Consider the following 13,099-nt stretch of genomic DNA (forward strand, 5'->3'; position numbering starts at 1 on the left):
CGGCCAGAACTTGGCTGAAATTGTCGAGATGGAGTCGATGGGTTGGGCATTTTTACGTTGCGTGCTCATCCATCGATCACTGTTGACCGGGGTGCCGGGGTGCCGGAGCGGTCGCGTCAGCGGACGACGTCGAAGACGTTCTTCTGGAGCCCGTTGGCGTACGCCTCGTGTTCGACGAGCTTCAGCTTCTGGGTGTCCTTGTCCGCGGTGCTGAACAGGCGCTTGCCCGCGCCGAGCAGCAGCGGGAAGACCAGCAGGTGGTAGCGGTCGATGAGGCCGGCGTCGGAGAGACTCCGGTTCAGGGATGCGCTGCCGTGCACGATGATCGGGCCGCCCTCGGTCTCCTTCAGCGCGGCGACCTCCTCGAGCGAGCGCAGGATCGTGGTCTCGCCCCAGTTCGTCACCAGGTTCTCCTCGGCGAGGGTGGTGGAGACGACGTACTTCGGCATCACCTTGTAGTCGGCGAAGTCCTCCATGCCGGGCCACACCGGGCTGAACGCCTCGTAGCTGACCCGGCCCATCATCATCGCCGCGGCTTCCTGCTGCTCCCGGCCCTTGATCTCGAACGCCTCGGGAAGGAACTCCATGTCCTTGAAGGTCCACCCGGCGTTCCGGTAACCGGGCTCGCCGCCCGGGGCTTCCACGACGCCGTCGAGGGAGATGAAGGCGGTACTGATCAGGGTACGCATGTGAGGTTTCCTCGGTGTCTCGCGTCGCTGGTTCTCGGCAGGTTCGGAAGGCGCGCTTCTGCCGCGTTGACGGCTGCCGCGTTGACGGCTGCCGCGTACCCACCATGATCCATGACCGCGGCCGGGGGAAAAACTCATCGGCCGGGGTCGGACGGGGCAGGAGGGCCGGGCCGGCGCGCGGACCTCCCGGGCCCGGGCCGGGCCGGGCGGGGGCGCGGCATCCGGTCAGGGGCGGCGGCTTGCCAGGACGCAGAACTCGTTGTTCTCCGGGTCGGCGAGCGTGACCCAGCTTTCGTCGCCGCTCTGGCCGACGTCGGCGTGGCGGGCTCCCAGGCCGAGCAGGCGGCGGACCTCTTCGTCCTGTTCCCTGTCGGTCGGGTTGACGTCGATGTGGAGCCTGTTCTTGACGGTCTTGCCCTCGGGCACGCGCGCGAACGTCAGCGTCGGCGGCACCGGGCCCGGGCGGTTCTTGCCTTCCGGGACCCCCGGTGAGCCGATGGTGACGAGCCCGTCCTCTTCGTCCTGCACCTCGTAGCCGAGGACCGAGCACCAGAACCGGGCCAGGGCGCGGGGATCGGCGCAGTCGATCGCCAGCTCGGTGAACTTGCTGGTCATGTCAGGACCTCCCGTCACGCAGCGGGTCCGCCCGGCGGATCGCCGTCGGCATGACGTGGAGCCTATCGGCGGTGGATCACCCGATCCATCACCTTGCCCGGCCCGCACGGCAGTTGACCGGCGGGCGGCGGGCGGCCGGGGCGCTGTCCGGTGGCGCCCCGGCCGGTTCCGGCCTCGTCCGGTGCGGTTAGGGGGTCAGGGGGCCGTTTCGGTCCAGGTGACCGGCAGTTCGTGGACGCCGTAGATGTTCATGTTGGTCCTGAGCTTCACCTCGCCCGCGGGGACGGCGAGTTCGAGGGTCGGGAAGCGGCGCAGCAGTCCCGCGAAGCCGGCGCGCATCTCGAGGCGGCCCAGTTGCGCGCCGAGGCACTGGTGGATGCCGTGGCCGAAGGTCAGGTGACCGCGGGCCCTGCGGTGGATGTCCAGGGTGTCGGGGTTGTCGAAGTGCGCGGGGTCGTGGTTGGCGGCCAGCAGGGAGACGACGACGGTGGAGCCCTGCTCGATCGTCTCGCCGCCGAGTTCGATGTCCTGTGTGGCGTAGCGGTAGAAGATGTCGGCGACGGAGAGGTAGCGCATGAGTTCTTCGACGGCGTCGGGGACCAGGTCGGGGTTCGCGCGCAGTTCGGCCGCCTGCTCGGGGTGCTCCAGGAGCGCGAAGGCGCCCAGGCCCAGCATGTTGGCGGTGGTCTCGTGGCCCGCGAGCAGCAGCAGGAAGGCGATGCCGGTCAGTTCCTCGATGGTGAGGTCCTCACGGGCGGCCAGGTCGGACAGGATGTCCTGGCCGGGGGCGGCGCGTTTGCCGGTGACCAGTTCGCCGAGGTAGGTGGTCAGGCCGGTGTAGGCGGCGATCTTCTTCTCGAAGTCCACGTCCTTCTCCATGAACGTGGCGGTGTTGGTCTGGAAGCTGTGCCGGTCCTCGTAGGGGACACCGAGCAGTTCGCAGATCACCAGCAGGGGTACCGGCAGTGCGAACTCCTTGACCAGGTCGACCGGCGGGGTCAGGCGCGTCATCTCCTCCAGTTGCCGTTCGGCGATGTCGGTGATGCGGTCTTCGAGTTCCTTCAGGCGTTTGACGGTGAAGGCGCCGGTGAGCATGCGCCGCAGCCGGGTGTGGTCCGGCGGGTCCATGCTGATGAACAGGCCCGGCACCTGGGGGGAGGGTTCGGTGACGGCGGGCATGCCGGGGACCTCGTACGGGATGTGGAGGGGGCCGATGTCCTGGCGGGAGCTGAAGCGGGTGTCGGCCAGGAGCCGGCGGGCCGCGTCGTAACCGGTGACCAGCCAGCCCTTGTGGCCGTCGGGGAAGACCATGGGGCTGACGGGGCGCTCCTCGCGCAGCCGGGTGATGTCGCGGGGCGGATCGAAGGGGCCCGCGTCGCGCTCCATGGGCAGGCTGTGGGGGGTGGAGGGCGTCTGGGTCATCAGGCTTTCCTCTCGTGGGGGCCTCGGTCGCCGGCGGGGCGGCCCTGCGGCGGCCTCGGCAGCGACCCCGGCCGCGCCGCACGGATGGCCCGGCCCGGCCGCCCGGCCCGGGGCTGCGCGCAGGTGTGGGGCGGTGTCCGTGCCGGCGGCCGGGGTGTGGACCGTTTCGGCTGGGGTGGGTCAGGCGGCGTCGAGGGCTTGGGTGATCTTGCGGGTCATGGCGGCCTGGGCGGGGGAGGGCTGGTTCTTGTGGGCCTGGGTGGAGGCGTCGACGGCGACCAGGACGGTGCTGCGGAAGTTGTCGGCTTCTTCGGGTGCCTGCTTCTTCAGCAGCTGTACGGCGGCGGTCAGGGCGGGCAGGACGCGGTCGGCGAGTTCGGCGGTGGACTTGCCGCCCAGGTTGCCCACCGAGGACTTCTCCGACAGGACGTGGCCGACCAGGCCGGTGGCGGAGGTCAGGGCGATGCTGCCCTGGGTGGCGGCCTTGTGGGGGGAGTCCGCGCCGGCCGCGGCGGCCATCAGGGAGACGGCACCGTACGCGGCGGTCCGGAGGGTGGTCTTGTCCTGGTCGTTGAGGGTGACGGACATGGGGGGCTCCTTCTAGGTCGTACGCCGCCGTGCCCGGCGTCGCTCCGTTTCCGTGGCCCCATCATGGCACACAAGTGGCGCCACTGTGAAGCCGGATGTGGCACCGACGTGTGTGGTGATGTCGCGCAAGGCGGGCACTGACCCACAAAACAGCAGGTCAGATGCTGGCTCCCGCTGGCGCCAAGGTGGACGCATTTCCTGGCGTCCGGTCGACGCGGCGGCCACCCGGGGCGCACACCGGCCGGACCGGCACCGGGCACGCAGGAGGCCCGCCGGCGCCATCGGGGGATGGTGAGGGCGCCGGCGGCCGTCTTCCGCACTCCGCGAGGGTTCATGACCGACCGCATCGGAGCTCACGAACCCAGAGCATCGCGCCCCGCGCTCGGGACCCGCTCGCGCGACGGTGGAGCCGCGCTCACCCGGCCGCGCCCGGATCTGCGCGGCGGTCATCCCCGCGGTGCGCACGGCGTACCGGCCGGGCGCGGATCCGGGCGCGTCACTCCTCTCGCGCCGGCAGGCTCGAGAAGCACCGCCGAAGCCCCTGGCGCAGAAGGTGCAGCCGGTGCCGGGAACGGCGCCGCACGAGCTGGGTGATCGGCGCGCAAGGGCGGGCGGCGGCCTGGGCCCCGGCGTACGGCCGGGCGGCGGTGCCCGGCGTCCCGGCCGCACCGTACGGGGCCGGGACCCCACCCGCGGGCACGTCGAGGACGGTGCCACCGCGGCCGTCACTCCTGTCGGCATACCCCTCGGCGACGGACTTCGGGGCGTACGGGCGAGGGGACATGGCTCTCCAGACGGTTGCGGCCCAGGGCGGCGGAGGCGGGGCGGGACCACCGGTGTCGCACGTCACCCTGGACGACACCGAACGAGGTGCGCTCGAACAACGGCGGAGTGCCGACGGAACGGCACGCCACGGCAGTTGACCGCACCGGGGCGAGCGGCTAAGCACGCGGCCGCGCGACCTCCCGCGCACGCAACCGCGCCCCGCCCCGGTGCACGGGACGCCGCCCGCGCGCCTGCGGCGGCCGGCCCCCCGGTGCCCGCGCGGTCCATCCTCGACCGGGAAACGAGCGCCCAGGCGCATAGATGAAGGGTGGTGCCAGTCGTACCGGCAGAGCGAGATCCCCTACAGGAGCCGGATCAGCATGAGCAGCAGACCGAGCGAACGCACCGGGGAACCCACCGGCGAACTCGACGATTCCTTCCACGTCTTCGACACGACGCTGCGCGACGGCGCGCAGCGTGAGGGCATCAACCTCACGGTCGCGGACAAGCTGGCCATCGCACGGCACCTGGACGACTTCGGCGTCGGCTTCATCGAGGGCGGCTGGCCCGGCGCCAACCCCCGCGACACCGAGTTCTTCGCCCGGGCGCGAAGCGAGATCGACTTCCGGCACGCCCGGCTCGTGGCCTTCGGCTGCACCCGCCGACCCGGCGCGAGGGCCACCGACGACCGGCAGGTCCAGGCGCTCCTGGACTCCGGCGCCCCGGTGATCACGCTCGTCGCCAAGTCCCACGACCGGCATGTCGAGCTGGCCCTGCGCACGACGCTGGAGGAGAACCTGGAGATGGTCCGCGACACCGTCTCCCACCTGGTCGCGCAGGGCCGCCGGGTCTTCGTCGACTGCGAGCACTTCTTCGACGGCTACCGCGCCAATCCCGGGTACGCGAAGGCGGTCGTCCGCGCCGCCGCCGAGGCGGGCGCCGACGTGGTCGTGCTGTGCGACACCAACGGCGGGATGCTGCCCGCCCAGGTCCAGGCCGTCGTCTCCACGGTGCTGGCCGACACCGGCGCCCGGCTCGGCATCCACGCCCAGGACGACACGGGGTGCGCGGTCGCCAACACCCTGGCCGCCGTCGACGCGGGCGCCACCCACGTCCAGTGCACCGCCAACGGCTACGGCGAGCGGGTCGGCAACTCCAACCTCTTCCCGGTCGTCGCCGCCCTGGAGCTCAAGTACGGCAAGAAGGTCCTGCCCGAGGGCAGGCTGCGCGAGATGACCCGGATCTCACACGCCATCGCCGAGGTCGTCAACCTCACCCCCTCCACGCACCAGCCCTACGTCGGCGTCTCGGCCTTCGCCCACAAGGCGGGCCTGCACGCCTCCGCGATCAAGGTGGACCCGGACCTCTACCAGCACATCGACCCCGAACAGGTCGGCAACACCATGCGGATGCTCGTCTCCGACATGGCGGGCCGCGCCTCCGTCGAGCTCAAGGGCAAGGAACTCGGCGTCGACCTCGGCGATGACCGCGAACTGGTCGCCCGGGTCGTCGAGCGGGTCAAGGAACGCGAACTGAAGGGCTACACCTACGAAGCCGCCGACGCCTCCTTGGAACTCCTGCTGCGCGAGGAGGCCGAGGGCCGCGCCCCCCGCTACTTCCGTGTCGAGTCCCGGCGGGCCATCGTCGAGGACCGCCCCGACGGCACCCACGCCAACGAGGCCACGGTCAAGCTGTGGGCCAAGGGCGAGCGGATCATCGCCACCGCCGAGGGCAACGGCCCGGTCCACGCCCTGGACCGGGCCCTGCGCGTCGCCCTGGAGAAGATCTACCCCCAGCTCGCCAAGTTCGGACTGGTCGACTACAAGGTGCGCATCCTGGAGGGCAAGCACGGCACGGAGTCCGCGACCCGCGTCCTGATCTCCACCACGGACGGCCAGGACGAATGGTCCACGGTCGCCGTCGCCGAGAACGTGATCGCCGCGTCCTGGCAGGCCCTGGAGGACGCGTACACCTACGGCCTGCTGCGGGCGGGCGTCCAGCCGCTCCCGTAGCGCGCGAGGCGGGGGAGGGGCCGTGAAAGCCTTCAGCAGGCGCCCCCGCGCCGGGCGGAGCGCCGGACAGGCTCCCTCGCCCAGGCGTGCCCGCCCGGCAAGTGCCGTGATGTGACCGGCACTTCGCGCCTCGCGCCCGGCGCCAGGCCGGGACACCTCCCCGCGAACCCCCATGGCGCCAGGTGGCACCACCTGACATCATTCGGCGCCTCCCACGCCTCCTGAAGACTCATGGTGCCATGATGGCCCGGGCCGCCCTCACCGCATTTACGCAGGTCAGAAGACCGACCTGAAAGTCCCTCGCTCGCGCGGCGCCAGACGGCTTGCGTGTGGCACCACCGTGGTGCAATGATGGCGCCATGGATCTCACGCCGTATGTCGACACCCTCCGCCGCGAACTCGCGGTGGCCGCCGAAGCCGGCGGCGACGAAGCCCGCGAGCTCGCCGAGCGGCTCACCGTGCCCCTGGAGTCGGCGACGCGGCTGACCCTGCTCAACGTGCTCTCCGCCGCGATGGACGAGATCACCCGCGAACTCGCCCCCGGCTCGGTCGACGTACGGCTGCGCGGGCTCGACCCCGACTTCGTGGTGACCCTGCCGCCCACCGACGGCGGCGCCCCCGCGGAGCCGGCCGCACCCGCCGAGGCGTTCCGCGCCTCGGCCCCGGCCGAGGGCGACGAGGGCGGCACCGCCCGCGTCAACCTGCGGCTGCCGGCCCACCTCAAGGCGCGCGCCGAGGAAGCCGCGAGCCGCGAGGGCCTGTCGGTCAACGCGTGGCTGGTGCGGGCCGTGTCGGCCGCGGTCGACGGCGGCACCCGGCCCCGTACCACGGAGAAGGCCAAGAGCATCGGACAGAGCTTCACCGGCTGGGTCCGCTGAGCGCGGCCCGCCCGCACCGATTTCACCCACACCACGTCCCACCAGCGGGGACGCCCTGAGAACCCAAGAGGACGGGGCAGCCATGCCTTCTTTCGACACTCCCGCAGCGATCTCCGTGACGGCGCACGTGGACGCCGGCTCCATCCAGTTCACCGCGGGCGAGCGCACCGACACGGTCGTCGAGGTGCGCCCCCGCGACCCGAAGAAGGACCTGGACGTGCGGGCCGCCGGCCAGACCGAGGTCGCCTGCAGCGGCGGCGCACTGACCCTCAGGACACCCAAGTCCAACCTGTTCGGCCGCACCGGCACCGTCGACGTCACGGTCGAACTGCCCGCGGGCTCGCGCCTGGACATGACCGGCGCCTGGGTCCAGGTGCTGGGCGAGGGCCGGCTCGGCGAGGTCCGCGTGAAGACCTCCTCCGGTGACGTCCGTCTCGACACCACCGGCCCGCTGCATCTGAAGGCATCGCACGGATCGATCACCGTCGACCGGGTCGAGGGCGCCGCCGACATCACCACCAGCTCCGGCAGCCTGCGCGTCGGCCTCCTCGACGGCCCCGCCGTCCTGAAGAACTCGCACGGCACCACCACTGTCGGCGCCGCGACCGGCGAACTGCGGGTCAGCGGCGCCAACGGCGACATCGACATCGCCCGCGCCGAGGACTCGGTCACCGCCACCACCGCTCACGGCACCCTGCGCGTCTCCGACGTCGCCCGCGGCACGATCCAGCTGGAGACCTCCTACGGCGCCATCGACGTCGGCGTCCGCGAGGGCACCGCCGCCTGGCTCGACGTCAGCTCCGGCTCCGGACAGGTGCGCAACACGCTCACCGTGTCCGAGAGCGGCGAGGCGACCGAGGACACCGTCAAGGTCCGCGCCCGCACCCGGCACGGCAACATCGACATCCGCCGCGCCAAGGCCTGAGCGCCGGCTCAGTCCGCAGCGCCGGGGCCTGGGCGCCAGCTCAATCTGCCGCGCCAAGACCTGAGCACCAGCTGCATCGGCCGCGCCAAGACCTGAGCACCAGCTGCATCGGCCGCGCCAAGACCTGAGCACCAGCTGCATCGGCCGCGCCAAGGCCTGAGCGCCCCTCCTCGACCGGCCCCACCCAAAGCCCACTTCACCCTTCGAACGGAGGGCCCCATGCCTTCTTCTGTCATGCCCATGTCCAAGCAGGGTGACGGTCACGCGCAGCCGCCGGCCGCCGTCTCCACCACCGCCCTGCGCAAGTCGTACGGCGACAAGACCGTCCTGGACGGCATCGACCTGCACATCCCGGCCGGGTCCGTGTTCGCCCTGCTCGGCCCGAACGGCGCCGGCAAGACCACCGCCGTCAAGATCCTCTCCACCCTCATCACCGCCGACGCCGGCCAGGCCCAGGTCGCGGGCCACGACATCGCCACGTCACCGGCCGGGGTACGCGCCGCGATCGGCGTCACCGGACAGTTCTCCGCCGTCGACGGCCTGATCACCGGCGAGGAGAACATGCTCCTCATGGCGGACCTGCACCACCTGCCCAAGCAGGAGGGCCGCCGCGTCACCGCCGACCTGCTGGAACGCTTCGACCTCACCGAGGCCGCGAAGAAACCAGCCTCCACCTACTCCGGCGGCATGAAGCGCCGCCTCGACATCGCCATGACGCTCGTCGGCAACCCCCGGATCATCTTCCTCGACGAACCGACCACCGGCCTCGACCCCCGCTCCCGCCACACCATGTGGCAGATCATCCGCGAGCTCGTCACCGGCGGCGTCACCGTCTTCCTCACCACCCAGTACCTGGAGGAGGCCGACGAACTCGCCGACCGCATCGCCGTCCTCCACGACGGCAGGATCGCCGCCGAAGGCACCGCGAAGGAGCTCAAGCGCCTCATCCCGGGCGGACACGTGCGGCTGCGCTTCACCGACCCTGCCGCCTACCAGCAGGCCGCCTCCGTGCTGCACGAGGCCGCCCGCGACGACGAGGCACTGTCCCTGCAGATCCCCAGCGACGGCACCCAGCGCGAACTGCGCTCCGTCCTCGACCGCCTGGACACCGCCGGCATCGAGGCCGACGAGCTGACCGTGCACACCCCCGACCTCGACGACGTGTTCTTCGCCCTGACCGACAGCACCGTGCCCCACCAGCCCAAGGAGGCCGGCCGATGAGTGCCCTGTCCCTCGCCGTCCGCGACTCGAACACGATGCTGCGCCGCAACCTGCTCCACGCCCGCCGCTACCCCTCCCTCACCCTGAACCTGCTGCTGACGCCCGTCATGCTGCTGCTGCTCTTCGTCTACGTCTTCGGCAACGCGATGAGCGCGGGCATCGGCCAAGGCGCCGACCGCTCCGACTACATCGCCTACCTCGTGCCGGGCCTGCTGCTGATGACCGTCGGCTCCACCACGGTCGGCACCGCGGTGTCCGTCTCCAACGACATGACCGAGGGCATCATCGCCCGCTTCCGCACCATGGCCGTCCACCGCGGCTCCGTGCTCGTCGGACACGTCGTCAGCAGCGTCCTGCAGTCGGTCATGAGCGTGGTCCTCGTCGGCGCCGTCGCCGTGGCCATCGGCTTCCGGTCCACCGACGCCACCGTCCTGGAATGGCTCGCGGCCTTCGGCCTGATCACGCTGTTCTCCCTGGCACTCACCTGGATCGCCGTCGGGATGGGCCTGGTCAGCCCGAGCGCGGAGACCGCCAGCAACAACGCGCTGCCGCTGATCTTCCTCCCGCTCATCTCCAGCACCTTCGTCCCCCTGCACTCCATGCCCGGCTGGTTCCAGCCGGTCGCCGAGTACCAGCCCTTCACACCCGCCATCGAGACCCTGCGCGGACTCCTCCTCGGCACCGGCATCGGCCACAACGGGTGGCTCGCCGTCGCCTGGTGCGCCGGCCTCGCGGCACTCGGCTACCTCTGGTCCGCCTCGAAGTTCAACAGCGACCCCAAGTAACCCTGCCCTAGGCCGTGTCCGCAAAGTCCCGCCTGTTCCGCGACGCCTGGCACGCACTCTCGCCGCACCGGGCGAAGCCCCAAGTACGTCCAGTACGAGGGTCTTTGCCCGGCACGCCGAGAGCACGCACCAGACGCCGCGGAACCCGCCCTCCGGGCGGACGACGAGACTTTGCGGACACGACCTAGCGGACCTGGCCCGCTTCCTGGACCCTGCGGAGCAAGGCCCGCTGGTCCCGCACCAGTTGATCGATACGGGTCTGCAGGTGCGCCATCTCCGCAGCCGGGTCCACCGGGCGGGGACGACCCGGCGCCGGCGTGGGGGAGTGGTGGAGGATCGCCTCCATGCGGCACCGCAGGGCCGGGCCCGGCTCGACGCCGAGCAGGGTGACCAGATGGCGGCGCGCGCGTTCGTAGACGCCGAGCGCCTCCGCCTGCCGGCCACTGCGGTACAGGGCGGTCATCAGCAGGTCGTAGAAGCGCTCGCGCAGCGGGTGGTCGGCGGTCAGCCGTTCCAGGTCACAGGTGATCTCGGCGTATCTGCCGCAGTTCAGGCTCGCCTCGTACAGGGACTCGAGCGCCGACAGGCGCTGCTCCTCGAGGCGGTCCGCCTCGGCCGTGCAGATGGGGCCGTGGCGGCTGTCCTGCAGGGCCAGGCCCTGCCACAGCGACAGGGCCTGGCCCAGGAGTTCAATCGCGTACCGGGGGTCGTCGGGGACCGCGGCCCTGCCCTGGCGGGACAGGCGGGTGAAGCGCTCCACGTCGGTCGAGGCGTGGCCCAGGGTCAGCAGGTATCCGGTGGGCAGGGTGCTGATCCAGGCGTGGCCCGGGGCGGGCAGCAGCCGGCGCAGCCGGGCGACGTGGGCCTGCAGGGCGTTCGGTGCGTTGGCGGGGGGCCGGTCGCCCCACAGCTCCTCCACCAGGCGGTCCACGGGCAGGCGTTCGCCGGCGTGGATGACCAGGGTGGCGAGCAGGGCCCGCTGCTTGGCGCCGGAGGGCGCGATCCCGGACCCGGTCGCCCCGTTGTGCACGACCACCGGGCCGAGCAGCCGGAACTCGGTCGACCTGCCGCGCGCCGGGGCCGGTGCGGCGAGACCGAGGACGCTCACCGTGTCGCCCGGGACGGTGCCCTGCCCAGCAGCAGGGCGCGGCGCACGTCGTCCTGGATCCGCCCGGCGACCTCCGGGAGCCGGTCCTGGTAGTAGAAGTGGCCGCCGTCGAACAGGTGCAGGCCCAGGAAGTGCTCGGAGGCGGCCGCCCAGCCGTCCAGCCGCTCCGGCGGCGCCACATGGTCGTGGAGGCCGCCGAACACCGACAGGGGCACCGGCAGCGGCGCGGCGAGGGGCCGGGTGCGCCAGGTCTCGCTGATCCGCAGGTCCGCGCGGATGGTCGGCCGGAACAGGTCCCACAGTTCCTCGTGGTCCAGGACCGAGGACGACGTGCCGCCCATCGCCACCAGTTCCCGGCGCAGGTCCTCGTCGGACAGCAGGTGCCGGCGGGTGGGGTCCCCGTCGGGGTGCAGTGTGCCGCGTGCGGACACACCGAGCCAGACCGGCGGTGTGCGCCCCTGGTCGAGGAGCAGGCGGGTCAGTTCGTACGCGACGAGACCGCCCATGCTGTGCCCGAAGAACGCGAAGCGGCCCGTCAGCCGGCTGTCCAGCTCGTGCAGGAAGTACTCGAGCAGAGCGCCCGTGTCGCTCAGCGCGGGACGCCTGTCGCCGGGCCCGCGGCCCGGTGCGTCGGGGATCTGCACGTCCCAGCCCGCCGGGAAGCAGGACAGCCAGTCGCGGTACATCCGATGCGAGCCGCCGGAGTGGTGGAACACGAACAGACGCAGCTGAGGCTCTTCGGCCTGCGGCATGGCGACTCCATCGGCGAGACACTCCGGCGCCCGGCCCAAGGACCTGGATCCCGGAAGCAGGGGTAGGGAGTTGGGACGATAGCCGCCCGGCAGCCGCCCCGGCCGCCCCTTCGAGCGGGCCTCCAAGCGCCCTGCAGGCGTTCTCGAGCGCCCGCCCACGCACGGGGCCCGCCCACGCAGGGCGGCCGCCCGCGCACGGGCCCGCGCGCCCACGGGGCTGGCCCGCGTACGGGGCTGGGCCGCCCACGGGGCTGGGCCGCGTACGGGGCTGGGCCGCCCACGGAGTCCGCGCCCGCGCAGGGCGGCCGCCCTGCCTACGGACGTGACGCGCCCGCCCGCCTCTTCGGCGCCGGGTGCCCGGGCACCCGGCGCCGAGGGGGAGTCCGGTTGCCGTCTCCGGTGCCCGGAAGGCTCAGGCGGCGTGGCAGAGCGCCGCGGGGGCGGCCGGCGCCGAGGCCCGGGCCACGGCCGCGAGCACGGGAGGGGCGGTGTGCCCGGTGGCCGCGGCCCGGGAGCGGCCCCGCGCGAAGACGACCAGGCGCAGCACCGCGAACCGTGCGACGCCGGCGAGCGCGGAGGCGGACAGGTAGACGGCCTGCTCGAGCACCGCGCCGGGCGCCGCCACCAGCAGCTGAAGGACGAACATCGCCAGGCACGTCACCGCGTACGCGGCCGTCGCGGACCCGGCCGACTGCACGTGCTGGCGCCGGGTCGCGCGCCGGCCCGCGCCGAAGGTGAAGCGGGCGTGCAGCTCGGTGGCCAGCAGCGTGGAGGCCGCGGTGATCAAAGCGTTGGCCAGCGCCCAGGTCATCCAGGAGGAGAGGGCCGCCACGGCGAAGCTGGAGGCGAGCCCCACCCCGCCGCCGCAGAGGACGAAGCGGGCGAAGGCGGCGAACGCGCCGGGTGCCGCCTGCTGCTGGCTCCGTGCTGTCTCCATGATCCGCCCCTTTGCCGGCTCACCCCGTGAAACGCGCACCCCTCAGGCCGCGAAGCCGGGGGAGTGCGCTGTGGACGACACCAGCATGGCACACAAGTGGTGTCGTGTGGAGTCTTTTATGTGCCACCCCGGTTGTCCGTGGCGCTGTGGAGTGAAGAGTCCGGAACATTCAGGCCATAGCGGCCCGTTGCCCTGATGGCTCGACCTTTTCGGGTGCGGCCCGACAGGGAAATGACCTGCGGTTTTACGGATCGTCTCGGGTCGGCGTGCTCGTCACGGCCCGTGCGTGACGCAGATTGAGTCGCCATGGCGCCACTTGTGTGCCATGATGGGGCCACGGAAACGGAGCGACGCCGGGCACGGCGGCGTACGACCTAGAAGGAGCCCCCCATGTCCGTCACC

The 13,099-nt window shown here is 72.0% G+C and carries 12 protein-coding genes; 5 read left to right on the top strand and 7 right to left on the bottom strand.

Annotated elements, in window-relative coordinates; genetic code table 11:
* Nucleotides 1–116 precede the first annotated feature (116 nt).
* From AC069T_RS36340 to AC069T_RS36355, 4 genes are all read right to left on the bottom strand, one after another.
* Complete coding sequence (locus tag AC069T_RS36340; RefSeq protein ID WP_478786812.1) at nucleotides 117–689, bottom strand: dihydrofolate reductase family protein; 573 nt, start codon at nucleotides 687–689, stop codon at nucleotides 117–119.
* 225 nt (nucleotides 690–914) lie between these two features.
* On the bottom strand, nucleotides 915–1,304 hold the full coding sequence (locus AC069T_RS36345) for a VOC family protein (RefSeq protein WP_478786813.1): 390 nt from the start codon (nucleotides 1,302–1,304) through the stop codon (nucleotides 915–917).
* Nucleotides 1,305–1,499: 195 nt separating this feature from the next.
* Nucleotides 1,500–2,726, bottom strand: a complete 1,227-nt coding sequence (locus AC069T_RS36350) for a cytochrome P450 (RefSeq protein WP_478786814.1) — start codon at nucleotides 2,724–2,726, stop codon at nucleotides 1,500–1,502.
* A 180-nt stretch (nucleotides 2,727–2,906) separates the two neighbouring features.
* Nucleotides 2,907–3,314: a hypothetical protein gene (locus AC069T_RS36355; RefSeq protein ID WP_478786815.1), complete on the bottom strand. Its 408-nt coding sequence runs from the start codon at nucleotides 3,312–3,314 to the stop codon at nucleotides 2,907–2,909.
* A gap of 1,145 nt (nucleotides 3,315–4,459) precedes the next feature.
* Between AC069T_RS36355 and cimA the strand changes: the two genes are divergently transcribed.
* The 5 genes from cimA (at nucleotide 4,460) to AC069T_RS36380 (ending at nucleotide 9,900) form a co-directional block, all read left to right on the top strand.
* A complete protein-coding gene (gene cimA / locus AC069T_RS36360; protein ID WP_478786816.1) occupies nucleotides 4,460–6,091 on the top strand; it encodes a citramalate synthase in 1,632 nt (543 codons plus the stop codon).
* A gap of 359 nt (nucleotides 6,092–6,450) precedes the next feature.
* Nucleotides 6,451–6,969, top strand: coding sequence for a hypothetical protein (locus AC069T_RS36365; protein WP_478786817.1), 519 nt, complete (start codon nucleotides 6,451–6,453; stop codon nucleotides 6,967–6,969).
* Nucleotides 6,970–7,051: 82 nt separating this feature from the next.
* Nucleotides 7,052–7,894: a DUF4097 family beta strand repeat-containing protein gene (locus tag AC069T_RS36370; RefSeq protein WP_478786818.1), complete on the top strand. Its 843-nt coding sequence runs from the start codon at nucleotides 7,052–7,054 to the stop codon at nucleotides 7,892–7,894.
* Between the two features lie 219 nt (nucleotides 7,895–8,113).
* The gene (locus AC069T_RS36375; protein ID WP_478786819.1) at nucleotides 8,114–9,115 is read left to right on the top strand and encodes an ATP-binding cassette domain-containing protein; all 1,002 of its coding nucleotides are present in this window, start codon (nucleotides 8,114–8,116) and stop codon (nucleotides 9,113–9,115) included.
* Complete coding sequence (locus AC069T_RS36380; RefSeq protein WP_478786820.1) at nucleotides 9,112–9,900, top strand: ABC transporter permease; 789 nt, start codon at nucleotides 9,112–9,114, stop codon at nucleotides 9,898–9,900. The genes AC069T_RS36375 and AC069T_RS36380 overlap by 4 nt, the downstream gene beginning before the upstream one ends.
* 184 nt (nucleotides 9,901–10,084) lie before the next feature.
* On the opposite strand, the gene AC069T_RS36385 is transcribed toward AC069T_RS36380, so the two are convergent.
* The 3 genes from AC069T_RS36385 to AC069T_RS36395 form a co-directional block, all read right to left on the bottom strand.
* Nucleotides 10,085–11,008 (bottom strand): AfsR/SARP family transcriptional regulator, encoded by a 924-nt coding sequence (locus tag AC069T_RS36385; protein WP_478786821.1) that lies wholly within the window; start codon nucleotides 11,006–11,008, stop codon nucleotides 10,085–10,087.
* Nucleotides 11,005–11,760, bottom strand: a complete 756-nt coding sequence (locus AC069T_RS36390; RefSeq protein WP_478786822.1) for a thioesterase II family protein — start codon at nucleotides 11,758–11,760, stop codon at nucleotides 11,005–11,007. The genes AC069T_RS36385 and AC069T_RS36390 overlap by 4 nt, the downstream gene beginning before the upstream one ends.
* Before the next feature lie 412 nt (nucleotides 11,761–12,172).
* Nucleotides 12,173–12,697 (bottom strand): GtrA domain-containing protein, encoded by a 525-nt coding sequence (locus tag AC069T_RS36395; protein ID WP_478786823.1) that lies wholly within the window; start codon nucleotides 12,695–12,697, stop codon nucleotides 12,173–12,175.
* Between the last annotated feature and the right edge of the window lie 402 nt (nucleotides 12,698–13,099).

It is taken from the genome of Streptomyces sp. NPDC043867 (genome assembly GCF_056435845.1).

What these genes read in the sequence shown, in the direction of transcription:
- AC069T_RS36380 (WP_478786820.1), top strand. Translation starts at nt 9,112, where the DNA reads ATGAGTGCCCTGTCCCTCGCCGTCCGCGACTCGAACACGATGCTGCGC.
- AC069T_RS36340 (WP_478786812.1), bottom strand. Translation starts at nt 689, where the DNA reads ATGCGTACCCTGATCAGTACCGCCTTCATCTCCCTCGACGGCGTCGTG.
- AC069T_RS36365 (WP_478786817.1), top strand. Translation starts at nt 6,451, where the DNA reads ATGGATCTCACGCCGTATGTCGACACCCTCCGCCGCGAACTCGCGGTG.
- AC069T_RS36370 (WP_478786818.1), top strand. Translation starts at nt 7,052, where the DNA reads ATGCCTTCTTTCGACACTCCCGCAGCGATCTCCGTGACGGCGCACGTG.
- cimA (WP_478786816.1), top strand. Translation starts at nt 4,460, where the DNA reads ATGAGCAGCAGACCGAGCGAACGCACCGGGGAACCCACCGGCGAACTC.
- AC069T_RS36345 (WP_478786813.1), bottom strand. Translation starts at nt 1,304, where the DNA reads ATGACCAGCAAGTTCACCGAGCTGGCGATCGACTGCGCCGATCCCCGC.
- AC069T_RS36355 (WP_478786815.1), bottom strand. Translation starts at nt 3,314, where the DNA reads ATGTCCGTCACCCTCAACGACCAGGACAAGACCACCCTCCGGACCGCC.
- AC069T_RS36395 (WP_478786823.1), bottom strand. Translation starts at nt 12,697, where the DNA reads ATGGAGACAGCACGGAGCCAGCAGCAGGCGGCACCCGGCGCGTTCGCC.
- AC069T_RS36375 (WP_478786819.1), top strand. Translation starts at nt 8,114, where the DNA reads ATGCCTTCTTCTGTCATGCCCATGTCCAAGCAGGGTGACGGTCACGCG.
- AC069T_RS36390 (WP_478786822.1), bottom strand. Translation starts at nt 11,760, where the DNA reads ATGCCGCAGGCCGAAGAGCCTCAGCTGCGTCTGTTCGTGTTCCACCAC.
- AC069T_RS36350 (WP_478786814.1), bottom strand. Translation starts at nt 2,726, where the DNA reads ATGACCCAGACGCCCTCCACCCCCCACAGCCTGCCCATGGAGCGCGAC.